Genomic DNA, 23,776 nt, shown 5'->3' on the forward strand with positions numbered 1-23,776 from the left:
CACCGGATCGGTCTCCGTCGATTTAGCCGGGGGTGGCCGGGAAGGCGGCTTTTAATCCGCGAAATTCAGATGGGGTCTGCATCTGGCTCGCATGCAGTCCCACATCTCTGACGGCGGCACCCTTTTCGGCTAATACGTAGTCTTGTGAATACTGCCGATAAGCAAAGGCAAGACCTTCTGACACCAGCGTAGCGCCAATATCCTCACCGTTGACATGGCATCGCGCGACCGTCCGGCCATAGCGGTCCACCGCCATTGGCTCACATGTCGCCTGTCGGCCACCGAACCGCTTTTCTACTTCGGCAGAAACCCAAGCTCCGCATTTCCACTTTGCACCTTGCATTGTGGTGCAGGTCTGATCCGCCTCAGGGGCATCGATACCAAAAATCCTGACTCGTGTGGTACCGATAGCAAGGGTGTCACCATCGATCACCCGAACGGACCCAGAAAGGGTATCCGCCGCGTAAGACCCAAAAGGAACTGCGAGAGTGCCCACCAACAAAACCAGAAACAATTTACCCATGTCGCTCCTATGACGCGCAAATTTACTCGAAACAAGTCGAAGTTTTAACGTCGGTTACCGAGCGGTTAACGCTGACTTGTGTCCCAATGGGGATGAAGCCAGGGTGCATCGTTTAACGGGGCCAAAGCAGGTCGCCCCAGAAGGTGATCAGAGGCTTTTTCCCCCACCATGATCGACGGTGCATTGAGATTGCCATTGGTGATCCGGGGAAAGATGCTGCTGTCGGCAACGCGCAAACCATCGACACCGATCACCCGGGCTTCCGGGTCGACCACCGCCAAAGGATCATCCGCGCGCCCCATGCGGCAAGTTCCGCAAGGATGATAGGCGCTTTCGGCATGCTCGGCGATAAATGTATCAAGCTCCTCATCGGTCTGAACGGCCGCTCCGGGCTGAATTTCGTGTTTGACGAACGGCTTGAAGGCCTCTTGGGCGAATATCTCCCGCGTCAGGCGCAAACACTGCCGGAAATCCTGCCAGTCTTTGTCGGTCGACATGTAGTTGAAGAAAATCCGCGGTGCATCTGCCGGGTTGGAAGATGCAAGGGTGACAGCGCCACGCGAGGGCGATCGCATGGGCCCGACATGTGCCTGAAAACCATGACCTTCAGCTGCAATCTTACCATCGTATCGCACCGCCAGAGGGAGGAAATGATACTGAATATCCGGGTAGTCGACACCGGCCTGCGAGCGAATGAAGGCCGCACTTTCAAACTGGTTGGACGCGCCGAACCCTTTCTTGGTCAAAAGCCATTGGGCCCCGATCAGCCCTTTCGAAATCAGGTTCCAATATTTGTAGAGCGTCACGGGCTGACTGGCGGCCATCTGGAAGTAGACCTCCAGATGGTCCTGTAAATTCTGGCCCACGCCCGCACGGTCAGCGATAACGTCAATACCATGCTCGGACAGATGTGCCGCCGGACCGATACCGGACAACATGAGCAGCTTCGGCGAATTGATGGATGAGGCCGCCAGGACGACCTCGCGCGCTGCATGTATCACTTCGCGGGTGCCGCCACGAAGGACCTCAACACCCGTCGCCTTTCCATCCATGATGACGACACGCTGCGCCAGCGCATTGACCAAAGTACAATTGTCGCGCTTCAGGGCAGGCCGCAGATACGCATTTGCTGTCGACCACCGACGGCCCTGCCAGACCGTCTGCTCCATCGGGCCGAAACCTTCCTGTTTCTGGCCGTTGTAGTCGTCGGTTGCCTCATAGCCTGCCTGCCGCCCGCTTTCGACAAATGCCTGATACAACGGATTTTTTCGGGGACCACGGCTCACATGCAAAGGACCATCACTGCCGCGCCAGGACGGATCACCGCCGTGACCGCCGTCGTGCCACGTCTCCATCCGCTTATAGTAGGGCAACACATCCGCATAGGACCAGCCATCCGCCCCCTGTTCTGCCCAGTGATCGAAGTCCCTGGCGTGTCCGCGGACATAGACCATACCGTTGATACTGGACGACCCGCCAATAACCTTTCCGCGCGGACACACCAGCCTTCGGTTGTTCAAATGCGGTTCAGGCTCCGAGCTGTATCCCCAGTCATAGCGCTTCATGTTCATCGGATAAGACAATGCGCCAGGCATCTGGATGAAGGGCCCGATATCCGTGCCCCCATGTTCGATGACAATGACTGACGCGCCCGCCTCGCTTAAACGATACGCCATTGCACAACCGGCACTTCCAGCACCTACAATCACAAAATCCGCTTGCATTTTCTCGTCTCACTTCGCCTCAAAGCGGCGCGGCACGCGCATGAAATATCGCGTGCGCGTCAGCGCACCTTTGGATCACATTTGCCTAAAAGGGCGCTTCCAGATCGCCCATGCGCACATAGACAGATTTCAACTGGCTGTAGTGCTCAATGGCGGCCTTGGAATTTTCGCGCCCGACACCCGATGCCTTCGAGCCGCCAAAAGGCGCCTCCACCGGTGCGTCGTTATATGTGTTGATATAGCAGGTGCCTGCCTCAAATCCCGAGGCAACACGGTGTGCGCGCGCCAGATCACGGGTAAACACGCCAGCTGCCAGACCGAATTCAGTATCATTGGCACGCGCCAACACATCATCCTCATCGGTGAAATCGAGCACCGCCATGACAGGGCCAAAAATCTCCTCACGGGCGATGGTCATATCGTCCGTCACATCCGCAAAGACGGTCGGTTGCAGATAAAACCCATCGCGATCAAGTCGGGTGCCACCGGTTACAAGACGCGCACCTTCCGCCTGACCCTTGGCGATATAATCCAGAACGATGTTCATCTGCCGCTCTGATACCATGGGGCCAAAACTGGTCTCCACTTGCATCGGATCCCCAATCACGGCCCCTGCAAGCCGCGCACTCAGACGCGCCAAAAAGGCCTCCTTGATGTCCTCATGCACAAACACGCGTGTGCCGTTCGAACAGACCTGCCCGGAGGAATAGAAATTCCCAAGGATCGCCCCGCTGACAGCGTTTTCGATGTCCGCATCCTCGAAAACAATCATCGGAGACTTGCCACCCAGTTCCATCGTCACATGCTTGATCCCGGCGGCGGCAGCAGCATAGACCTTGCGCCCGGTGGGCACTGAGCCTGTCAAAGACACCTTGTCGACGCGGGGATCACTGACCAATGCGCCCCCAACCTCACCCATGCCCTGAACGACGTTGTAGAGGCCTGCGGGAAGCCCTGCCTCATGCAGGATCTCGGCGACTTTCAACGCACAAAGCGGCGTCGTTTCAGAAGGCTTGAAGACTATCGCATTGCCGCAGGCCAGCGCAGGCGCGCCTTTCCAGCAGGCGATCTGGGTGGGATAGTTCCACGCGCCAATGCCCACGCAAAGACCAAGAGGTTCTCGCCGGGTGTACACCCAATCCTCCCCCAGCTGGATATGTTCTCCAGTAAGTGTCGCCGCCATGCCGCCGAAATATTCCAGCGCATCCGCCCCGCTGGTGGCATCCACAACACTGGTTTCCTGATAGGGCTTACCAGTGTCAAACGTCTCCAGAACGGAGAGGTCATGATTGCGCTCCCGCATGATGTCGGCTGCGCGCCGCAGGATGCGGCCCCGCTCGGTGCCGGTCATTTTTGCCCAAGCTACTTGCGCGGTTTTCGCGCTGGCAATGGCTTGATCCACAATCGCCGGGGTCGCCGCATATACGGTTGCGATGACCTCGCCGGTCGCTGGATAGACCACGTCAATCGGCGTGCCGGATGTGTCTTCCACATAGGCGCCATTGATGAAGTGGCTGGCGGTCGGTTGGGTTGGATAAGTCATTTGAAGTCTTGCCTCCGGCAGGGTTACTTGGTCGAGGACAGGTTATTCGCCCCTCGGGAAACGTTTGCTGTCTTCGAGAATGTTCAGGTCCATGTGATTGCGCATGTATTGCTCGGACGCATCACGCAGCGGCTGGTAGTCCCACGGGTAATACCCCCCCTGTCGCAACGCATCATAGACAACCCAGCGACGCGCCTGGCTCTTGCGCACATCGGCATCAAAAGCGGCGAGATCCCAGCGGTCTTCCGATTTGGCGCGCAAGGTTTGCAACGTCCCCTGATGCTCGGCAACTTCCGCAAGGTTGGTCAACTCATGCGGGTCGGCCTCCAGATCAAAAAGCTGATCCGCATCCAGAACACAGCGGTTGTACTTCCACTTGTCATAGCGCAGCGAAACCATCGGCGCGTAAGAGGCTTCGGCGGCGTATTCCATCGCCACCGGTTCGCTGCGCTCCTGCCCCTGCCCCATGGGCACCAGCGACACGCCTGTCGTCCAGTCCATGATGTCGTCCATCGACACGCCGGCAAGGTCACAAAGCGTCGGGCAGACATCGATGTTGGACACCGGCGTGACCTGCAGGCCCGGGGCCATCTGTGGGGCCGAGATCATCAGCGGCACACGCGATGATCCCTCGTAAAAGGACATTTTGAACCAAAGCCCGCGTTCTCCCAGCATGTCACCGTGGTCAGAGACAAAAAGGATAATCGCTTCCTGCCGGGTATCCTCCAGCGTTTGCAGGACCTCGCCAATCTTATCGTCAAGGTAGCTGATATTGGCAAAATAGGCCCGCCTCGACCGGCGAATGTCTTCTTCGGTGATGTCAAAACTGCGCCAGTCATTGGCGTCGAAAATGCGCTTGCTGTGCGTGTCCTGATCTTCATAGGGGATCGCCGGCACCTCGGGGAGCAGATGCGCACAGTCCTCGTAGAGGTCCCAGTATTTCTTGCGCGCAACATAGGGGTCATGCGGATGCGTGAAACTGACCGTCAGGCACCAGGGACGTGCGTCAGCACCACGCGACAAATCGTAGAGCTTGCGCGTGGCGTTAAAAGCCACCTCGTCGTCATATTCCATCTGGTTGGAGATTTCAGCGACCCCTGCGCCGGTCACCGAACCCATGTTGTGATACCACCAGTCGATCCGCTCACCGGGTTTGCGATAGTCAGGCGTCCAGCCGAAATCAGCCGGATAAATATCCGTGGTCAGGCGCTCTTCGAAGCCGTGTAATTGCTCGGGCCCAACAAAATGCATCTTGCCGGACAGGCAGGTCTGATAGCCCGCACGCCGCAAATGATGCGCATAGGTCGGAACGGCCGACGGAAATTCGGCAGCATTGTCATACACACCTGTGGCCGATGGCAACTGGCCCGACATGAAAGCCGCGCGCCCCGGCGCGCAAAGCGGTGACGCCGTATAGGCATTGCGAAACCGTGTCGACCTTGCAGCGAGCTTCTTGAGGTTTGGCGCATGCAACCATTCCGCCGGGCCATCGGGAAAAAGCGTACCGTTGAGCTGGTCCACCATCAGGATCAGGATGTTCGGCTTGGTCATGGGTGATCCTCCAGCAGGATATTGAGCATATTCAACGCCCGTTCCCGCGCCGCATCCGGGCTGGGCGAGCGCGACAGGGCCGCACGCAGATAAAGCCCGTCGATCAGCGCGGCCAGGGTTTCTGCGTGGTCATTTGGGTGATCCGACAGCGGACGCAGCGCATGACAAAGGTTCGATTGCAAGCGGCGCTGGTAAAGCTGCAAGAGCCGCTGCATGTTGGGGTTTGTGGGCGCCTGGGCATAAAGCGTCATCCATGCGCTCACCGTGTCGGGTGCAAAACAGGTGGGCGAAAAGCTTGCCTCAATCAGAGCGATGGCCCGGGCCTTTGGCGATTGTGCTGCAGCCAGTTCCCGACGCACTTCACCACCAAAATCGCGGAGAATCTGGCGCATCGCAGCCAGGAATATCTGGTCCTTACCGCCGAAGTAGTGATGCGCAAGGGCTGTGGACATGCCCGCCCGCTTGGCAATCTGCCCGACGGTGATGTCCATCGACCCCTTTGAGGCCAATTCCGCGATTGTTGCCTCAACAAGCGCCGTCCGGCGGATCGGCTCCATTCCTAATTTTGGCACGGGAATCCCCTCCGGCTACAACGATGCATCAGATAGCGGGTTTTTTATTGATCAGTCAATCAATAAAAAAGGGATATCAGACTTTGGTGGCGTGCACGGTCGGTGTCGTCTCCCCACGCTTCAGCACCGCTTCGCGCCAGGTAATGAAAACAACCGAAGCAAGGATGACAACGCCGCCAAAAATCACCCAGATATCAACGGCTTCGTCAAAGACCAGATATCCAAGTAAGACGGCCCAGACAAGCTGGGTGAAGGTCACGGGCTGGGTCACGGTCAGGGGGGCCGCCGCAAAGGCCAGCGTCATTGTATAATGTCCAGCCACCGCAAAACAGGCCACACAGAAGAGCAACACAAGATCTGAAATCGTTGGCGTCACCCATTGCAAGATCGCGAATGGGGCCAGCACAATGGTCACAAAAATGGAGAGCATGGCCACAACGACGGCAGGTTTCACCTCATCCGCCATGACCTTGGCGGTCAGATAAGAGCCGCCAAAGACAACCGCCGCAAACAGCATCGCCAGATGACCGCTGCTGATCTCGCGAAAACCCGGGCGCAGGATGATGAACGCGCCGATCAGCGCCACGCAGACAGCGGCGATCCGGCGAAAAGCCAGTTTCTCCCCCAGAAAAAGGGCGGCACCGATGGTCACGTAAACCGGGGCCAGATAATTCATCGCGGTGACATCCGCGATCGGAATGCGCACCATTGCAAAAAACCACAGCATCACGCCGCAGCCGTGCACGAGACCGCGCACCCCAAACAATCCCCACTGCCGTTTTGTCAAATGCGCCGCGCGTAGCGATCCGATGGCCGGGATCAGGAACACCAGCCCGAGCAGGTAGCGCAGGAAAGCCATTTCCACCGGTGGCAGGCGAGGGCCCATATATTTGACCAATGCCGTGACAGCGACGAAGCAAAACCCTGTCACGAGCATCCAGAAGATACCTGTCAGTGGGCGGGAGGGCGTGCGTGTAGCCATGCGCCATAGACATACTTTTTCGCTACAGACTGCAAGGGGTTATGCGAACAACAAACCGGCGGCAATTGCCCACATGGTCAGGGCTATCAGCCCGTCAAGAACGCGCCAGCTTGAGGCACGTGCAAAGAGCGGCGCAAGCAACCGCGCGCCGTATCCCAGCGCAAAGAAAAAGCTGATGCTGGCGAGAACCGCGCCTGCCCCAAACACCAACCGATTGTCGTATTGAGCCGAGATCGACCCGATCAGAACAACCGTGTCGAGGTAGACATGCGGGTTCAGCCAGGTGAGCGCCAGAAGCGTCAGCACCGTCGGAACAAGCGGGGCCCCTGCGCCATTTTCGGCCTGCAGGACGTGGCCGCCTTCCCAGGCGGATCGCGCGTTTCGCCAGCCATACCACAGCAGAAAAACTGCCCCGCCATAGCGCATCGCGGTCTCAAACCAGGGCGCTTTCTCCGCCAGCGCGCCAAACCCCGCGACACCGGCGACAATGAGGATGGCATCGGAAAGACCACAGGTCAGGCACACCCAGAAAACATGTTGCCTGCGCAACCCCTGGCGCAAAACAAAGGCGTTTTGCGCACCAATCGCCACGATCAGCGACAGGCTGAGCAGATAACCGGGAAGGAAAGTATCAATCACAAAATGGCTCCTGAGATGTCACTGCATTGACTAGATTGCTAAGCGAGATTACTCAAATTAAATATCTGAACGCATATTAAGGTTTGCTAATGATACTGGACCCCGCTCAGCTCGCAGCACTTTCCGCCATTGTGCGGCACGGCAGCTTTGAAGGTGCTGCCGCACAGTTGAATGTAACGCCTTCGGCAATTTCTCAGCGCATCAAGGCTTTGGAAGAACGTATGGGCGCAATCCTGATCTATCGTGGAACACCCTGCACACCCACGGACGCCGGAACAAGGCTTGCCCGGCACGCCGACGACGTGACATTGCTGGAAACCCAGGTTCTTCAGGACATTGCACCAGACACAAACCGGTCTGCGGCGCGCATCCGGATCGCGGTCAATGCGGACAGTCTGGCGACCTGGTTTGTCTCAGGCTTATCGCGAAACGCTGGTACGTTCTTTGAGCTGCTGATTGACGATCAGGATTATTCCACCGACTGGTTGCTGCGTGGCGCGGTCAGCGCAGCGATCACGGGTCAGGCGCAGGCGGCAGCAGGGTGCAGCAGCACCGCTTTGGGGGCGTTGCGTTACGTGGCCACGGCGAGCCCGGCCTTTGTGGCCCGTTGGTTTGACGATGGCGTCACCCCTCGATCGCTCGTGCAGACACCGATGATGAATTTCGATGCCAAGGACAATCTGCAACACCGATGGATCAGGAATGCTACGGGGGAAAAACTGACGCCGCCGGCGCATCACCTTCCCTCCACCCATGCCTTTGTGGATGCCTGCCTGCTGGGGTTGGGGTGGGGCCTGAACCCCCTCAGCATCGTGCAGCGCCACCTGGACGACGGAACGCTTGTGACATTGATGCCGGATTGCCCTCTGGATGTGCCGCTTTACTGGCAAACCAGTCGCCTGATGGCAAAGGCCCTGGAGCCCCTCAGCAAGTCGATTTTTTCCGCTGCGCGGGAACAACTTGTTAATATCCCTCACGAAAGAGTGAAGCAGAAATATTAATTCACAGAAATCTCATCCAAGATGATTGGCGTATCCCTTTATGTTCCCCATATAGTGGGAAGGTAACAAGGATAGGCTCATGCTGGATAATTCTCAAAATCTCGACCTGACGGCGAAAGATATCGAAATGATTGAATCCGCCCTTCAGACACAGAAGAAAATTTTGTCTGTGCAGAGCCAGGCCGGCGGCAGCGGCGCGCGCCGCAAACTCACCGACCTCAAGCATCTGATCAAGCGCATCAATCGCAGTGCACGAACCACACCGACAGAGCCCGTTCAAAGCTGGAGTTGGTTTGTGCGGTCGCTTTTCTGCACGGACTGCAACCAACCCCGCTAAAACCGTTCCTACGTTTTCGTAAAAAACGCCGCCCCTGTTACCGGGCGGCGTTATGTCGTTATCGAGGCTGTCTGGCGATCAAAGCTGCGCCATGACCTCATCGGATGCTTCAAAATTGGTTGTGACGCGTTGCACGTCGTCATCGTCTTCGAGAGCATCAATCAGCCGCATCAGCTTTTGCATACCGTCAAGATCCATGTCCGTCGTGGTTGTCGGCCGCCAGACCAGCTTGGTGCTTTCGCTTTCACCCAATTCTTCTTCGAGCGCTGTTGCCACGTCATTCAGATCGGTATCCGCACACCAGATCACATGGCCATCTTCCGAGCTTTCAACATCCTCCGCACCGGCTTCGATCGCGGCCATCATCACGGTATCCGCGTCCCCTGCTTCTGCGGGATAGGTCACTTCGCCCTTGCGGTCGAACATGAAACCGACGCTGCCAGTCTCGCCCAGGTTGCCGCCATTCTTCGTGAAAGTTGAGCGCACGGTCGAGGCTGTGCGGTTGCGGTTGTCGGTCATCGCTTCGACAATGACCGCGACCCCGTTGGGGCCGTATCCCTCGTAGCGGATTTCCTCGTAGTCATCGCCTTCACCGGCCTGCGATTTCTTGATGGCCCGTTCGATCACGTCCTTGGGCACAGATTGCGATTTGGCCTCCTTCACCGCCAGTCGCAGACGTGGGTTCTTGTCCGGGTCCGGGTCGCCCATCTTGGCGGCCACCGTGATCTCCTTGCTCAACTTGGAGAACAACTTGGCGCGCACGGCGTCCTGGCGCCCCTTGCGATGTTGAATATTTGCCCATTTTGAGTGTCCGGCCATAGGAGGGTTCCATTCTTTGATTTTGCCGTTGTTTATCGCCGCCAAGCGGCGCGCTCAACCCCTTGGCCTAAACCACCCAGAATGCTTTGAGGATCAGATAGAGACGCAACGCCAAACCGATCGTGAGGGCCGCCAACATCCAGTTGGGCATCACTCTGGCGAAATCCTGATAGTACCGGGCCTCTTCGCGTTTCAGTTGAACGAGTTCCGGTGCCGCACCCTCGTCTGCCATACGTTCAGCAGTGATCTCATGCCACCGGGAACGGACCAATCGCGAACATGCCCAGATCGCGGGTCCAAGGATCAGAATATCCGAAATCAGACTGGTCAGGTTCACTTTTTGACGGCGTTCAGCTCAATCCGGTAGCCGAGCGCTTCGGCAAGCGCGAAAACCTTCCACAAGGTTGGCCCGGTTTTGGAGTCACCGCGCGCGATCCGCGACAGCGCACTATGATCAAACCCGAGCCTGGCGCCAATCTCGCGCCCGCTCAGTGGCGTTTCATTGAGCATCTGCGCGATCACCTGCGCCCCCAAAACCCGCGCAAGCTCTTCACCCACGTCCCGAAATACTGCGTATTTCTCTGACGGATCGAGCGCCTCGAAAGCCTCAGAATGGGTATCCTCATCCATCACCGCAAGCGGCTTATCTGCGGTTTTCACTGTACGTGCCGGTTTGCGGGTCGCCGCGCGTTTAGCGGATTTAGCACCGATGCCAGCATTGATTTGTACGTCGGTCATGGGTCACCATATCTGAATAGCGTCAAAATGCATGTTGCCTTGCAAGACAACACGTAGCCTTCGGAACCTCTTTTGTCAAGGTTTCAGCGCACGCATCCCTAAGGCTTCGGCAAAGCCCGCACCTGCGAAATCAACAGCTTTGCATGTTTGGCATCAGACAATGCCTTCAGCCTGCGATTGCTATCTGCCAAGCTGCCCACTGACACAAAAGCCAATCTCCGATCCGGCATCTCCGTGTAAAGAACCAGGCAAGCCAATTCAAAACGCCGGGACCGGAACCGCGCAAAATAGCCTTCTGCGTCGGAATCTTTCAGGCCCTTGATGTCGTCAAATCGAACCGGTTTCTCCAAATCACTCAGAAAGGCGCCGAACTCCGCAGGCGGGTAATCTTTCCGGATGTGGCGCGCTTCCTGAACGTGATTCCAGCGCAAATGATCTGGGTTTCGCCAACTGCCTTCGATCCCGCGCAGATACCGGATCAGCCCAAAAATGCGCAGTTTGGCTTTCGAAGCCGCCCTTGGCCCCAGCTTTCCGGCCTCTTCCAAGGCTGTCGAAAATCCGTTGGTGATTAAAAAGTTCAAATCAGACATAACCACAGTTGAGGCAAAAAGAGACCCCGGATCAAGAGCATGGAGCCACCCAATTGACAACTGATCAGATTATCCTCTTCAGTCTTTTCGGCGCGGTTTTCGGCCTGCTGCTCTGGGGGCGTTTTCGCTATGACATCGTGGCCTTTACCGCCCTGATGATCGGCGTTGTACTTGGTGTTGTGCCCACCAAGGATGCTTTTTCGGGGTTTGGCCATCCGGCCACGCTTGTGGTTGCTCTGGTTCTGATCGTATCCGCCGGTCTGGTGCGGTCAGGTGCCGTATTCCTGATCACCCGGACCTTGGTGGATGCGTCACGTTCCTTGGGCGCGCATATCGCGCTGATGGGGGCGATTGGCGGCGTTTTGTCGGCCTTCATGAACAACGTGGCAGCCCTGGCACTCCTGATGCCGGTCGATATCCAGACCGCCCGCAAGGCCGGGCGACCTGCGGGCCTGAGCCTGATGCCCCTGAGCTTTGCCACCATTCTGGGCGGGATGGCCACCCTGATCGGCACACCGCCCAACATCATCATCGCATCAATCCGCGAAGATGCCCTGGGAACACCTTTTGCGATGTTCGACTTTGCACCCGTCGGGGGGGCCGCTGCCATCGCCGGTCTGATCTTCGTCGCGCTGATCGGCTGGCGCCTGATCCCACAGGGTAATGATGCGGAGGGGAGCGCCACTGAAATTTCGCAATACATCGCCGAACTCACCGTGCCCGAGGGTAACAAGCAAATCGGCAATCGCGTCGCGGAACTCACAGAGGCGGCTGACAAAGCTGACGTCGCCATTCTGGGCCTGATCCGCGACGGAAAACGCCGGTACGGTCAGGCACGGAACACGGTCCTTCGAGCCGGTGATGCGCTTGTACTGGAGGCCACGCCCGAAGCGCTCGATGAATTCCGCACCAGCCTCGATCTGACCGTGGCCGACGCCAAACGCGAAGAGGCTCTGCGCGCCGATGGCGAAGGCGTTGAAATCATCGAAGTTGTCGTTCCGGAAAGTGCGCGGATCAATGGCAAGACGGCGCAATCCATCGGGCTGGCCTGGCGGCAACGCACGGTGCTTCTGGGCATTTCCCGGCAAGGCAGGAGGATCGTCAAACACCTGCGCAAGACCGACATCAAAACGGGCGATATACTGTTACTGCTGGTGCCTCGGGATACCGGTGCCGATGTTACCGACTGGCTGGGCTGTCTGCCCTTGGCGGATCGTGGTCTGGCGGTGACCGAGAACCGCAAAGTCTGGCTCGCTATTGGCCTCTTTGGCGGCGCTGTCGCGGCGGCAAGCTTTGGTCTGCTGTATCTGCCAATCGCGCTCGGGCTGGTTGTCGTGGCTTATGTTTTAGCCCGCATTGTGCCGCTGGCGGAGCTTTATGATCATATCAACTGGCCCGTCGTGGTCCTCTTGGGGTCGATGATCCCACTGGGGGCCGCGCTGGAAAGCTCAGGCGGCACAGAATTGATCGCCGGCGCACTTGTATCTTGGACGGAAGGATTGCCCGCATGGGCGGTTCTGACTGTCCTGATGATCGTCACCATGAGCTTGTCGGATGTGCTCAACAATACCGCCACAACCATTGTCGCCGCACCGGTGGGCATCCAGATGGCGCAGTCACTGGGGGTCTCGCCCGATCCTTTCCTGATGGCCGTGGCGGTCGCTGCTTCCAGCGCGTTTCTCACCCCGATCGGCCACAAGAACAATACGCTCATTCTGGGCCCGGGTGGCTACAAATTCGGGGATTACTGGCGCATGGGCTTGCCGTTGGAAGTCATCGTCGTTGCCGTTTCCATTCCCGTAATCTTGGTCGTCTGGCCGCTTTGAGCAGGGGGATTTGCGGAAACCAAATGAAACGCCCGCGCTCTGCATGAAGCAAAACGCGGGCGGAATGAATTTCGGTTGAGCGCCCTTCTGACGCTCATTCTGGGGCTTCTAGCGCCCGTAGACGTGGCGGTAAGCCACCTCATAGGCATCTTCGGGAAACATCCCCAAATCCCAAGCGACCGCGCGCGACATCGAGCGCAGCTCGTTGTAGGTACGGGTGAACTGCGCGCGCTTCTCGGCGGCAGCTTTCAGTTTTGTCATCATACGTGTCATCTGACTTTCCTTTCATCAAAACCGGATGTTCTGATAGCGGAAACATGATGACCAAACCCTCAATCTTCAACGCACAAAAACGAAAAGCAGGCCTGCAATTGCTGCATAGCAGCATTTGTGTTCACAATGGCCAGATCAGCGGGATGATCATCGATACAATAAGCGCAGTGCTCAGGTTCAGCGGGATGCCCAGCCGCATAAAATCGGTAAACTTGTAGCCACCGGGACCATAGACGAGCGTGTTGGTCTGATAGCCAATCGGAGTGGCAAAGGCACAGGAGGCCGCAATCATCACCGCGACAACCAGTGGCCGGGGGTCCAACCCAAGCGCAGTTGCCAACCCGATGGCCAGCGGCGTCATGATCACCGCAACAGCATTGTTCGACACGATTTCGGTGAAAGTCGAGGTCATTAAAAACACAACCAGCACAACCAGACTGGGCGGCAAAGACATCAAAGCAGGGGAGACCGCATCCACGATCATCGCGACGGCGCCGGAATGCTGCAGCGCTGCCCCCACCGACAGCATCGCAAAGATCAACGCCAGCAGCCGACCGTCTACAAACGAAAACGCCTCGTCCGCATCAATGCAGCCGGTCACCAGCACCAGCGCAACGGCAAGGACGGCCAACAGGAGAATGGGGGCTACATTGAAAGCGGCGAGCAGGACGATCCCGACCAGAGCCGCAATTGCGATGGGCGCGTGACTGCGCCGGAAAGCCCGAACGGAGGGTTGTGAGACATCGACCATGTCCATGTCCGCCGCCAATCGCTGAATGTCTGCGGGCGCACCTTCCAGCAGCAGCGTGTCCCCTACCCGCACGATCAGATCGTCAAGCTGTCGACCGATATTCTGATTCCGCCTGTGGACCGCCAGCGGATACACACCATAGCGCCGGCGCAGACGCATGGACCCCAGCAACCGGCCAACCATACGGCACCCCGGCGTGATCAAAACCTCAACGGTGGTTGTTTCCACCGCAGACACCTGATCGACCGGTCTCAGCTCCTTATTCGCCTGCAGGCCAAGCAGTTCGGTCATCTGGGTGCGCAAAACCACCCGGTCACCTACCTGCAATTCAACGCCTTGCAGATTGCGCCGCAAGGAGGCATCGCCGCGCACCACGTCGATCAAGCGAACGCCTTCCCGCTTGAAAAGCTGCACGCTCAGGACTTCGCGACCGATCAGATTGCTGTCCGGCGGGATGACCGCTTCGGTGAAAAATTTCATCTTGGAGCGGTCAGAGAGCATATTCGCCATGCTGTCACGGTCTGGCAGCAATTTGGGCGCAAGGATGGACATGTAGAGAAGGCCCCAAACACAGACCACCAGACCAATGGGCAGGATCTCAAAAATTGTGAAGGGTTCCAGCCCCTGCCCGCGTGCAACCCCGTCAACCAGCAGGTTCGTGGAGGTGCCGATCAACGTCAGAGAGCCGCCCATGATCGCGGCATAGCTGAGCGGGATCAGGAATTTGGACGCCTTCGCCCCAAGGGTCTGGCTGAGCTGCACCACGACCGGGATCATCACCACGACAACAGGTGTGTTGTTCATGATTGCAGAGGCCCCCATGACCGACAGGATCACCCCCGCCACGGCCATGCGCGGATTGGTTTTGGCATAGCGCTCAGCCATCTGTGTCAACACTTCCAGCGCCCCTGTCCGCACCAATGCCCCCATCACGATAAACATGGCAGCAATGGTCCAGGGGGCCGGGTTCGACAGCACGGTCAGCGCGTTTTCGTAAGGTAGAACACCCAGAAGCAACATCAGCGCAGCCCCGGTGATCGCAATCACCTCCGTCGGGTAAGTCTCCCGGACAAAAAGGATAAACATGATCACAACAACTGTGAGGGTCAGCACGGCGCTTACGTTGGGCGTAAGTTCGATAAAGGGTATCACCAGGGATCCTGCCTCTGCGCTTTACTACCGTAGGTGAGTTTGGCCGATTGCTCAGGCAGGAGCAAGCGCCGCTTTCGCACGCGGCTGGACCAGATACATTCCTGCAAACATGAGCAGCAAAGCGCCCCAAATGCCCGCAGAATAAGCTTCATCCAGGATGAGTTTGGCCCAGATCACGCCGAAGCCGGTCACCAGATAGCTGACCTGGACCGCAAAGACCGATCCTGCCCGTCCGACCAGCCAGACGTAACCTGCGTAAACCACGACGTGAATGACCGACGCGAGCACCAATGCGCTGCCTTCACGTGTCAGACCTTCGACAGGTGCGATCCACTGACCTGACGCAATGGCAACGGGGAGCATGATCGCAGCCCCCATCAGCGAAGCGCCGTAAAGCACCTGAAACGGGTCCATGCCGGCGGTGCCAAACTTTGCGACGAGGTTGCCTTCCAATCCGTAACAAATACCGCTGACCAAACCGATCAGGACCCAGAAAACCGACAGGTTCAGCGCCGAAGCGCCCGGTGCCGCGATCAGCAGAACACCACAAAGCCCAAGAAGAAGACCAAAGAACCGCCGCACAGAAAACTGATCGAGCTTCATCGCCAGCGCAATCGGGAATGCCCACATCGGCACCATCGACAACAGGATCGACAAAATGCCGGATGGCAGATGCACAGCAGCCTGATAGGAGGTCGTATTCGGGATCATAGTGCCCACCGTCGCCACCATCAGACAAACGCCGATCTGGCGACGGCCCCGCGGCAAGCGCGTTCCACGCAAGGCGCAGATCACCGCCATCAACAAAGCACCAACGAAGAGTTGCCAGAAGATCAGGCCAAAATGCTTGTAGCCGGTGGAAACAGCGATCTTGGCCAGGGGTTGCGTCGCACCCCACCCCGCGCCCATGATGATCAGCACCGCGCTGAAAACTATGATCTCCCGGCGGCTGTGTTGGCTCACGGTGCGGCAGCTTCCAAAAGCCCACCATTGCGCACCATGGCAATCCGTTGAGCGGCGCCTGTGCGGTCATCAGTCTCAACATAAACGCCGGACAGCGTGGCAACGCCATTGGCGGGCGTAAAACGCTCCTTGGGCATGCCAGTGATGAAACGCCGGAGCGGTTCGCTTTTCTCCATCCCGATAACCGAGTGATAATCCCCACACATGCCCGCATCCGTCAGATACCCGGTACCGCGCGGCAGGATCATCGCATCGGCTGTCGGCACGTGCGTGTGAGTGCCTACCACAAGACTGGCACGGCCATCGCAGAAATGCCCCATCGCCATTTTCTCGGATGTAGCTTCACAGTGAACATCGACAATCACCGCTTGTGCCATGCCGCCCAGCGGATGGGATTTCAGGACCGGCTCAAGCGCTGAAAACGGATCATCAAACGGCCGTTTCATAAAGACCTGCCCCAGCACTTGCGTGACCAGCACCTTACGTCCGTTCTTGGAAGTGAAAAGCCGCGCGCCTTTTCCGGGCGCCGCCTTCGAGAAGTTCAGGGGGCGGATCACGCGCGGTTCCTGTTCGACAAACCGCAGCATATCCTTTTGATCGAACGCATGATCACCAAGCGTCAGACAATCTATGCCCGCCTCCAGCAGGGTTTTGGCATGCGCGCCACTCAACCCGATGCCCGAGGTCGCGTTCTCCCCATTGACCACGACGAAATCAAGCTTCCATTCCTCCCGCAGACGGGGGAGGTTTTCGGTGATCGCCCGCCGTCCGGCGCGACCCATGACATCGCCAAGGAACAAGAGTTTCATATGCGATGCCTATGGCGCGCAAGGCTTCAGGGCAAGGGGATCACCCAAAATTCTGGCGCGTTTCGCGATAGGCGCACGTGCGTGTAACGCCTAGAGTGATCTTGAAACGATGAACGGAGGTGGATCATGGCGTGGCAGGAAATCAAAAAAGCGGGCGGGTTGGCAGTCATCACGGGCGGGGCCAGTGGTGTCGGTTTCGCTGCTGCGGAGTTTCTGGCTGCATCGGGGTTTGACCTGCTGCTGGCCGATATCAGCGAGGAGGCCTTGGGTCACGCGGCAGAGGCTTTGGCATCTTCGGGGGTCGTCGTTCAAACACAGGTCACAGATGTTTCGAATGCAGAAGCCGTCTCGGATCTTGCGGACAAGGCCTTTGGGCTGGGCGACGTGGCGCTTGTCATGAACAACGCAGGTATCGGGATCGGCTCGTCCACATGGGAAGACCCCGCTGCATGGCGCAAGACATTCGATGTGAATTTCTTTGGCGTGCTCAACGGTGTCCAGGCCTTTGTGCCGCGCATGATTGCTGCGGGAAGACCTGCCGCCGTTATCAATACCGGCTCAAAACAGGGCATCACCACACCGCCCGGCAACCCGGCCTATAATGCCGCCAAGGCCGCGGTGAAAGTGCTGACCGAACAATTGGCACACGAGTTGCGCGAAGCCGGTGCGCCAATTGATGCGCATCTGTTTGTCCCCGGGTTCACCTACACCGGGATGATCGCGGCCTTCATGCCGGAAAAACCCCCCGGTGCCTGGACGAGCGAGGAGTGTGTCACCTATCTCTTCCAGCGGGTCAGTCAGGGAGATTTCTACATTCTGTGCCCCGACAACATGGTCGATGAGGCCACGGATGCACGGCGCGTCCTCTGGGGCGCGGGCGATATTGCGGAAAACCGCCCGCCACTGTCGCGTTGGCATCCCGACTGGCAAGAAGCCTTTGCCGCTTTCGAAAAAGGCTAGGCGCGCAGGTCGATCACCTCGACCTCTGTCACGATCATATCGAGCGTCTGATCGGTGGGTTCCAGCGGCAGAGTTTCAGCCTCCTGGGCCGCGTAGGCAAACCCCACGGCCAGCGTTGGGCGTTTGGCGCGCAAAAGCTCAAGCGTGCGGTCATAAAACCCGCCGCCATATCCAAGCCTGCCACCCGCGGCGTCAAAGGCCACCAGCGGCACGATCACGATTTCCGGCTCAAAAAATTCTGGATTCTCTGGGATACGCGCGCCGAAAGGACCCGCGACCAAGGGCATATCCGGCTCCCAAAGGGCAAATTTCAACGGTTGTCCCGCCGCCATGATCACAGGGATGCCGACAGGCCCATGGGCTGCGGCTTCGGCCATGGCCGGGGTCGGGTCAATCTCCGTCCGGATCGGCATATATCCCGATAGCGGCACGCCGCGAAAGCCTGCCAGCAGCCCCGAGAGGACGCCAGCTCCGGTGCCGATGTCGTTGGCATGTGCCGTTTTGCGGCGCGCAAAACCGGCTTTGCGGGCCGCATCCTTGATCTCGGCCAGCGCGCTCACAAAAGCACCATGGCGGCAAGCCCCAGAAACGCGAAGAAGCCCACAACATCCGTTACGGTCGTCACGAAAGCCCCCGATGCCAGTGCGGGATCAACCCCGACCCGTTCCAGCACCACCGGTATCACCGTTCCCGCCAGTCCCGCTACGACCAGATTGATCACCATGGCCGTGGCAATCACGTACCCCAGAACCGGTGAACCGAACCAGATGACCCCGACGATTCCCATGACGATCGCAAAGATAATCCCGTTCACCAGCCCGACCAGCACTTCGCGCCGGATCACCCTCCAGACGTTGGCACCGGTGAGGTCCTTGGTGGCGATGGCCCGCACCGCCACGGTCAGCGACTGCGTTCCGGCATTGCCCCCCATCGACGCCACAATCGGCATCAGCACCGCCAACGCCACGATTTGCGCGAGGGCCGCCTCAAACTGAGCAATGACCATGCTGGCAGCAATGGCGGTGACAAGGTTCACCGCCAGCCACGGCAGGCGCTGTTTCGTCGTTTCGATCACCCGATCAGAGAGCGATCCCTCGCCCACACCGGCGAGGCGCAGAATGTCCTCTTCGTGTTCCTCGTCCAGCACCGCCATGGCATCATCAATGGTAATGATCCCGATCAGACGTCCCTCATCATCAACCACCGGCGCGGAAATCAGGTGATACTGGTTGAACGCATAGGCCACGTCGGATTCGTCCTGCATGACCGGGATGATCTGGAAGGTTTCCTCCAACAAATCCATCAGTCTGGTGGCCCGCTTCGACCGCATCAGCTTGCCCAAAGTGACATTGCCGATGGGATGCAGGCGCGGGTCGACGATCACGATATGGTAGAATTGGTCTGGCAATTCCTCTTCCGGCGTGTTGCGCAGATGGTCGATCGCCTGCCCAACGGTCCAGTGCTCGGGCGCCATGACAATCTCGCGCTGCATCAAACGACCAGCGGAATACTCCGGATATCCAAGCGCCTGCTCAACCGCCGCGCGGTCAACATCTTCCAGCGCGTCGAGAATGGCCTCCTGCTGATCGTCTTCGAGATCTTCGACCAGATCGACCACGTCGTCGCTGTCCATGTCCCGCACAGCTTGCGTGAGCACCTGCGGCGTCAGGATTGCGATCACTTCCTCGCGGATCGCCTCATCCAGCTCCGAAAGGATTTCGCCATCGAACTCGCGATCATAAAGACGCACCAGCCGCGCACGGTCAAAGGCGTTGATCTGCTCCAGAAGGTCCGCAATATCCGCCGCGTGCAGCGGCTCCATCAACTCCGTCAGTTTGGCCTGATCGTCAATCTCAACCGCATAGAGGATCGCGGCAATCGCCTTGGGGTCCAGCACGTAGGCGTCGTCGTCGGTCTCTGTCTCCAGCTCTGCGGTCTGATCTGACATCGGCGCCTCCCTTTGGTCTTGGCCGGACCATAAGTGCCCGCTTGCAAGGTTACAATGCCGCGACGCCCGACATTGTCCTTGGCAACCGCAGCGCCTAGAGAGAGAGCATGACGCAGCAAAATCTTCTTCTCGGCCAGATGTTCGAAACGCGCGGCAATCCGTTTGAAACGCCATGGCAAGACGCGATTTCCATCAATAGCGCAGGCGCGGTCCTGATCGAAAACGGCCATATCCGCGCCGTCGGAGATGCCGAAACCCTTCGAAAAAATCACCCGCTGGCGCAGATGCATGACTATGGGCCGCACCTGATTTGCCCGGGGTTCGTGGACGCGCATGTGCATTATCCGCAGACCGCCATCATCGCCAGTTGGGGCAAACAACTCATCGACTGGTTGAACACATATACCTTCCCCGAAGAGACGCGGTTTTCCGATCCGGAGTATGCCCGTGAAATTGCCGCAAGATATCTGGATCTGGCTCTTGCGCATGGCACAACCACCATGTGCTCCTATGCCACGATCCATCCAGAAAGCGTCGATACGTTCTTTCACGCCGCACAGGATCGCAAGCTGCGCACGGTCGCGGGCAAGACCTGCATGGACCGCAACGCGCCCGGGGGCCTGCGCGATACGGCACAATCCGCTTATGACGACAGCAAACGCCTGTTGAACCGATGGCATGGAAAGGCCCGTGCACAATACGCGATCACGCCACGGTTTTCACCGACATCCACGCCGGATCAGCTGGCGGCCCTTGGCGCGCTCTGGTCCGAACACCCCGACTGCTTGATGCAGACCCATCTGTCCGAGCAACTGCCCGAAATCGAATGGGTGCGCAGTCTTTTCCCTCAGGCGCGCGACTATCTGGACACCTATGAACAGCATGGCCTGCTGGGGTCCAAGGGGGTTTACGGTCACGCCATTCATCTGACGCAACGGGAAATTGACCGCCTTGCTGAAACCGGGGCAGCGCTTGTGCATTGCCCGACGTCCAACAGCTTTATCGGGTCCGGCCTGATGGATGTGGTGGGTCTGGCGAAACGCGGCATCCCGCTCGGCCTTGCCACCGACACCGGGGGCGGATCATCCTTTTCCATGCTGCGCACAATGGCCGCCGCCTATGAAATCGCGCAATTGCGCGGCGTGGCGCTGCATCCGGCGCAACTGATGTGGCTCGCCACAGCCGGATCAGCGCGCAGCCTGCACTTGCAGGACAACATCGGAACCTTGGCACCGGGATTTGAGGCGGATTTGACCATCCTTGACCTCGCCTCAACCCCCGCGATTGCGCAGCGCAACCAGCGCGCTACGGACATTTGGGAAGCCTTGTTTCCAACCATTATGATGGGCGATGACCGGGCCATTGCCGATGTCTGGATTGCGGGACGAAAGCACATGCCAAAGTGACCGGAAACCAACCATTAGCCCTCAACAGTTGCGCGCGGCCAACACCATCACCCAGATATGTCCGGGGGCCTGAACAAGAGCGAATTCTTCGACCTCCCGCGACAGCATGTTGCGCCTGTGTCCACGCGAATTGGCCCAGCTTTGCAGGACTTCCTGCAAGGAGCGCTGCCCTTTGGCGATGTTTTCAGCCACGATGCACCATGTGTACCCGGCGCGCGTCACCCGTGCGGCCACATCCGAGCCATCGCTGCCACGATGATCAAAGAAATCCCGTGCCGCCATATCCTGCGCATGACGCGACGCTGCCACCTCAAGTAGCTCCGAATACCGCAACGCAGAGCGCCCATTGTCGGCACGATAGCTGTTCAGCGTTTGTGTGGCGACGGCATCGGCCAGGGCACTACCAGCCCAAATCCACATCAATGCAGCGATGAAAAGCCGCATCACAGGGCGTCACGCAGGTCGCGCGCCAGATTGTTCTGTCGCCCAATCACAGCAGGTAAATCCAGCGTCGTGACCTGCCCGTCGCGAACGATCTGACGGCCCTCAACAATCAGATCACGTACCGTGGTTGGACCGGCCAGTAGCAGGGCCGCTGAATCCCAACTGCCCGCCGCCTCGATACCGGAAACATCCCAAACGGCAATATCCGCACGGCACCCCACAGCAATACGCCCACATTCCGGGCGACCCAGAACATCCGCGCCGCCTCGTGTGGCGATTTCCAGCGCGTCGCGCGCGCTCATGGCATCGGCCCCTTTTGCCACACGTTGCAGCAACATGGCCTGCCGCGCTTCCAGAACCAGATTGCCCGCATCGTTACTGGCGGACCCATCAACTCCAAGGCCAACCGGAACACCCACCGCGCGCATCGCCTTGACAGGTGCTATGCCACTGCCAAGGCGGCAATTGGAGCATGGACAATGGGCGACACCGGTGCCTGTCCGGGCAAAAAGTGCGATTTCGGACGCATCCAGTTTCACGCAATGCGCATGCCAGACGTCTGAGCCGACCCAACCCAGATCCTGAGCATATTGGCCGGGGCGGCAGCCGAATTGTTCCAGAGAATAGGCAATATCCTCTTCGTTTTCGGCCAGATGCGTGTGCATCATGACGCCTTTGTCGCGCGCCAGAAGCGCTGCATCCCGCATCAGCTCGCGACTGACAGAGAAAGGTGAACAGGGGGCCACCCCAACGCGACACATGGACGAGTGGGACGCATCATGAAAGCCATCAATGACCCGAATGCAATCCTCCAGAATTGCAGCTTCGCTTTCGACCAAATTGTCAGGGGGCAGGCCACCCGCCGACTGACCAATGCTCATCGCGCCGCGCGTGGGCTGAAAGCGAAGCCCCAGCTCAGCGGCCGCGTGAACCGTATCCTCTAGCCGCGACCCATTCGGATAGAGGTAAAGGTGATCGCTGCTAAGCGTACAGCCCGAAAGCGCCAGTTCCGCCAGACCGACCTGCGCCGAGACAAACATATGCTCAGGCGTGAATTTTGCCCAAATCGGATAGAGCGTCTGCAACCAGCCAAATAGCAAAGCATCCTGCCCGCCCGGCACCGCGCGCGTCAGAGACTGGTAGAGATGATGATGCGTATTCACCAGGCCAGGTGTGACAACACAACCGCTGGCATCAATCACCTCGCCGGAGGTTTCGAGCCCGATGCCGATGTCGGCGATCGCTCCATCGGTGATCAATATGTCCACCTGCGCCAGTTCGCGGCGATCATCATCCATCGTCAAAAGATGATCCACGTTGCGCAGCAACAAATCAGTCATTTGAACTGTGCCTGTATCACGTTCAGCGCTTTTTGGTGGATCGTCTCATTGGCAGCCGCAATCGCACGCCCGCCTTCATGGGCCGGACCACCTTGCCAATCTGTCACGATGCCACCGGCAGCTTCAACCAGTGCGATCGGTGCCTGAATGTCATAGGCTTGCAACCCGGCCTCAATCACCAGATCAATCTGACCAGCGGCAAGCAAAGCATAGGCGTAGCAATCCATTCCATAACGTGTCAGCAGCGCTTTCTCTGCCACTGCATGGAAGGCGGCGCCCTCTTCGGCGCTACCGACTTCGGGAAAGGTTGTGAAGACAATTGCCTCGGACAGGTCACGCGTTGCCCGCGTCCGCAGCACTGCATCCCCCTGTGGCCCCGTCATCGTGGCTTTGCCATTTGTGCCAACGAAGCGCTCACCAATATAGGGTTGATCAATGAGCCCGTAGAATGGCCCCTTCGCATCAGCCACGGCGATCAGCACACCCCAGGTCGGCGTCCCGCTGACAAACCCGCGCGTGCCGTCAATTGGATCAAGCACCCAGGTCAACCCGCTGGTGCCGGCCGTCGTTCCAAATTCTTCTCCGAGGACGGCGTCATCGGGCCGCATTTCAGAAAGGATATCACGCATCGCACGTTCGGCAGCTTTGTCAGCCTGCGTAACCGGATCAAACCCGTCTTCCAGCTTGTTTTCCGACGCGAGGTCCATCCGCCGGAAGTATGGCAAAATCGCATCACCCGCCGCATCGGCTAAAAGCCGTGCCGTCTTGTCAATGGAACGGTCATCGGGTTCGGCATGATCGGTCAGCTTTGTCATATTCATGACCTGCCAGCATGAGCGGCCCGTGGCAAGCTTTGCGCGCAGCAAAAACTACCGCGCGCCTGCG

At 58.5% G+C, this 23,776-nt stretch carries 25 protein-coding genes; 5 read left to right on the top strand and 20 right to left on the bottom strand.

Going from position 1 to position 23,776, the window contains the following annotated elements; genetic code table 11:
• Nucleotides 1-22: 22 nt before the first annotated feature.
• The 7 genes from Q0802_RS15400 to Q0802_RS15430 form a co-directional block, all read right to left on the bottom strand.
• Nucleotides 23-523, bottom strand: coding sequence for a thermonuclease family protein (locus Q0802_RS15400; RefSeq protein WP_298919841.1), 501 nt, complete (start codon nt 521-523; stop codon nt 23-25).
• A 65-nt stretch (nt 524-588) separates the two neighbouring features.
• Nucleotides 589-2,247, bottom strand: a complete 1,659-nt coding sequence (betA, locus tag Q0802_RS15405; RefSeq protein ID WP_298919842.1) for a choline dehydrogenase — start codon at nt 2,245-2,247, stop codon at nt 589-591.
• Between the two features lie 85 nt (nt 2,248-2,332).
• Entirely contained in the window at nt 2,333-3,790 is a 1,458-nt protein-coding gene (gene betB, locus Q0802_RS15410) for a betaine-aldehyde dehydrogenase (protein WP_298919844.1), read from the bottom strand.
• 42 nt (nt 3,791-3,832) lie between these two features.
• On the bottom strand, nt 3,833-5,341 hold the full coding sequence (gene betC / locus Q0802_RS15415) for a choline-sulfatase (protein WP_298919846.1): 1,509 nt from the start codon (nt 5,339-5,341) through the stop codon (nt 3,833-3,835).
• Nucleotides 5,338-5,913 carry a transcriptional regulator BetI gene (gene betI / locus Q0802_RS15420; protein WP_298919849.1) on the bottom strand — a complete coding sequence of 192 codons (576 nt, stop codon included), beginning with the start codon at nt 5,911-5,913 and terminating at the stop codon, nt 5,338-5,340. The genes betC and betI overlap by 4 nt, the downstream gene beginning before the upstream one ends.
• A 76-nt stretch (nt 5,914-5,989) precedes the next feature.
• Nucleotides 5,990-6,895, bottom strand: coding sequence for a DMT family transporter (locus tag Q0802_RS15425; protein WP_298919851.1), 906 nt, complete (start codon nt 6,893-6,895; stop codon nt 5,990-5,992).
• Nucleotides 6,896-6,934: 39 nt separating this feature from the next.
• Nucleotides 6,935-7,534, bottom strand: coding sequence for a LysE/ArgO family amino acid transporter (locus Q0802_RS15430; RefSeq protein WP_298919853.1), 600 nt, complete (start codon nt 7,532-7,534; stop codon nt 6,935-6,937).
• A gap of 89 nt (nt 7,535-7,623) precedes the next feature.
• Between Q0802_RS15430 and Q0802_RS15435 the strand changes: the two genes are divergently transcribed.
• Complete coding sequence (locus Q0802_RS15435) at nt 7,624-8,535, top strand: LysR family transcriptional regulator ArgP (RefSeq protein WP_298919855.1); 912 nt, start codon at nt 7,624-7,626, stop codon at nt 8,533-8,535.
• A 79-nt stretch (nt 8,536-8,614) separates the two neighbouring features.
• Complete coding sequence (locus tag Q0802_RS15440; RefSeq protein ID WP_298919857.1) at nt 8,615-8,872, top strand: hypothetical protein; 258 nt, start codon at nt 8,615-8,617, stop codon at nt 8,870-8,872.
• A gap of 78 nt (nt 8,873-8,950) precedes the next feature.
• On the opposite strand, the gene Q0802_RS15445 is transcribed toward Q0802_RS15440, so the two are convergent.
• From Q0802_RS15445 to Q0802_RS15460, 4 genes are all read right to left on the bottom strand, one after another.
• Entirely contained in the window at nt 8,951-9,691 is a 741-nt protein-coding gene (locus Q0802_RS15445) for a YebC/PmpR family DNA-binding transcriptional regulator (RefSeq protein WP_298919859.1), read from the bottom strand.
• Nucleotides 9,692-9,758: 67 nt separating this feature from the next.
• Nucleotides 9,759-10,028: a hypothetical protein gene (locus Q0802_RS15450; RefSeq protein WP_298919860.1), complete on the bottom strand. Its 270-nt coding sequence runs from the start codon at nt 10,026-10,028 to the stop codon at nt 9,759-9,761.
• Nucleotides 10,025-10,429: a hypothetical protein gene (locus Q0802_RS15455; RefSeq protein WP_298919862.1), complete on the bottom strand. Its 405-nt coding sequence runs from the start codon at nt 10,427-10,429 to the stop codon at nt 10,025-10,027. The genes Q0802_RS15450 and Q0802_RS15455 overlap by 4 nt, the downstream gene beginning before the upstream one ends.
• 98 nt (nt 10,430-10,527) lie before the next feature.
• Entirely contained in the window at nt 10,528-11,010 is a 483-nt protein-coding gene (locus Q0802_RS15460; RefSeq protein ID WP_298919868.1) for a hypothetical protein, read from the bottom strand.
• A 62-nt stretch (nt 11,011-11,072) separates the two neighbouring features.
• On the opposite strand from Q0802_RS15460, the gene Q0802_RS15465 reads away from it, so the two are divergent.
• A complete protein-coding gene (locus tag Q0802_RS15465) occupies nt 11,073-12,845 on the top strand; it encodes an SLC13 family permease (protein ID WP_298919870.1) in 1,773 nt (590 codons plus the stop codon).
• A gap of 108 nt (nt 12,846-12,953) precedes the next feature.
• Here the strand turns inward: Q0802_RS15465 and Q0802_RS15470 are convergent, their stop codons facing one another.
• The 4 genes from Q0802_RS15470 to Q0802_RS15485 form a co-directional block, all read right to left on the bottom strand.
• Nucleotides 12,954-13,118 (bottom strand): hypothetical protein, encoded by a 165-nt coding sequence (locus Q0802_RS15470; RefSeq protein ID WP_298919872.1) that lies wholly within the window; start codon nt 13,116-13,118, stop codon nt 12,954-12,956.
• Nucleotides 13,119-13,239: 121 nt separating this feature from the next.
• A complete protein-coding gene (locus Q0802_RS15475; protein WP_298920150.1) occupies nt 13,240-15,018 on the bottom strand; it encodes an SLC13 family permease in 1,779 nt (592 codons plus the stop codon).
• 54 nt (nt 15,019-15,072) lie between these two features.
• Entirely contained in the window at nt 15,073-15,984 is a 912-nt protein-coding gene (locus Q0802_RS15480; RefSeq protein ID WP_298919874.1) for a DMT family transporter, read from the bottom strand.
• Entirely contained in the window at nt 15,981-16,793 is an 813-nt protein-coding gene (locus Q0802_RS15485; RefSeq protein WP_298919876.1) for a TIGR00282 family metallophosphoesterase, read from the bottom strand. Before Q0802_RS15485 ends, Q0802_RS15480 begins: the two co-directional genes overlap by 4 nt.
• A 126-nt stretch (nt 16,794-16,919) precedes the next feature.
• On the opposite strand from Q0802_RS15485, the gene Q0802_RS15490 reads away from it, so the two are divergent.
• Nucleotides 16,920-17,753 (top strand): SDR family NAD(P)-dependent oxidoreductase, encoded by an 834-nt coding sequence (locus tag Q0802_RS15490; protein WP_298919878.1) that lies wholly within the window; start codon nt 16,920-16,922, stop codon nt 17,751-17,753.
• Here the strand turns inward: Q0802_RS15490 and Q0802_RS15495 are convergent.
• Both Q0802_RS15495 and mgtE read right to left on the bottom strand, forming a co-directional pair.
• On the bottom strand, nt 17,750-18,313 hold the full coding sequence (locus Q0802_RS15495) for a 5-formyltetrahydrofolate cyclo-ligase (protein ID WP_298919880.1): 564 nt from the start codon (nt 18,311-18,313) through the stop codon (nt 17,750-17,752). The genes Q0802_RS15490 and Q0802_RS15495 overlap by 4 nt on opposite strands.
• Entirely contained in the window at nt 18,310-19,701 is a 1,392-nt protein-coding gene (gene mgtE / locus Q0802_RS15500) for a magnesium transporter (RefSeq protein ID WP_298919882.1), read from the bottom strand. Before mgtE ends, Q0802_RS15495 begins: the two co-directional genes overlap by 4 nt.
• A gap of 107 nt (nt 19,702-19,808) precedes the next feature.
• On the opposite strand from mgtE, the gene guaD reads away from it, so the two are divergent.
• Nucleotides 19,809-21,107: a guanine deaminase gene (guaD, locus tag Q0802_RS15505; RefSeq protein WP_298919884.1), complete on the top strand. Its 1,299-nt coding sequence runs from the start codon at nt 19,809-19,811 to the stop codon at nt 21,105-21,107.
• Between the two features lie 21 nt (nt 21,108-21,128).
• On the opposite strand, the gene Q0802_RS15510 is transcribed toward guaD, so the two are convergent.
• Genes Q0802_RS15510 through hisN form a run of 3 tightly spaced genes read right to left on the bottom strand, consistent with a single transcriptional unit; the run spans nt 21,129 to nt 23,706 of the window.
• The gene (locus Q0802_RS15510; protein ID WP_298919886.1) at nt 21,129-21,551 is read right to left on the bottom strand and encodes a CAP domain-containing protein; all 423 of its coding nucleotides are present in this window, start codon (nt 21,549-21,551) and stop codon (nt 21,129-21,131) included.
• Nucleotides 21,551-22,891, bottom strand: coding sequence for an 8-oxoguanine deaminase (locus Q0802_RS15515; RefSeq protein WP_298919888.1), 1,341 nt, complete (start codon nt 22,889-22,891; stop codon nt 21,551-21,553). The genes Q0802_RS15510 and Q0802_RS15515 overlap by 1 nt, the downstream gene beginning before the upstream one ends.
• Nucleotides 22,888-23,706, bottom strand: a complete 819-nt coding sequence (gene hisN / locus Q0802_RS15520; protein WP_298919890.1) for a histidinol-phosphatase — start codon at nt 23,704-23,706, stop codon at nt 22,888-22,890. Before hisN ends, Q0802_RS15515 begins: the two co-directional genes overlap by 4 nt.
• Between the last annotated feature and the right edge of the window lie 70 nt (nt 23,707-23,776).

This window comes from uncultured Roseobacter sp. (assembly GCF_947495275.1).
Classification (GTDB): domain Bacteria; phylum Pseudomonadota; class Alphaproteobacteria; order Rhodobacterales; family Rhodobacteraceae; genus Roseobacter.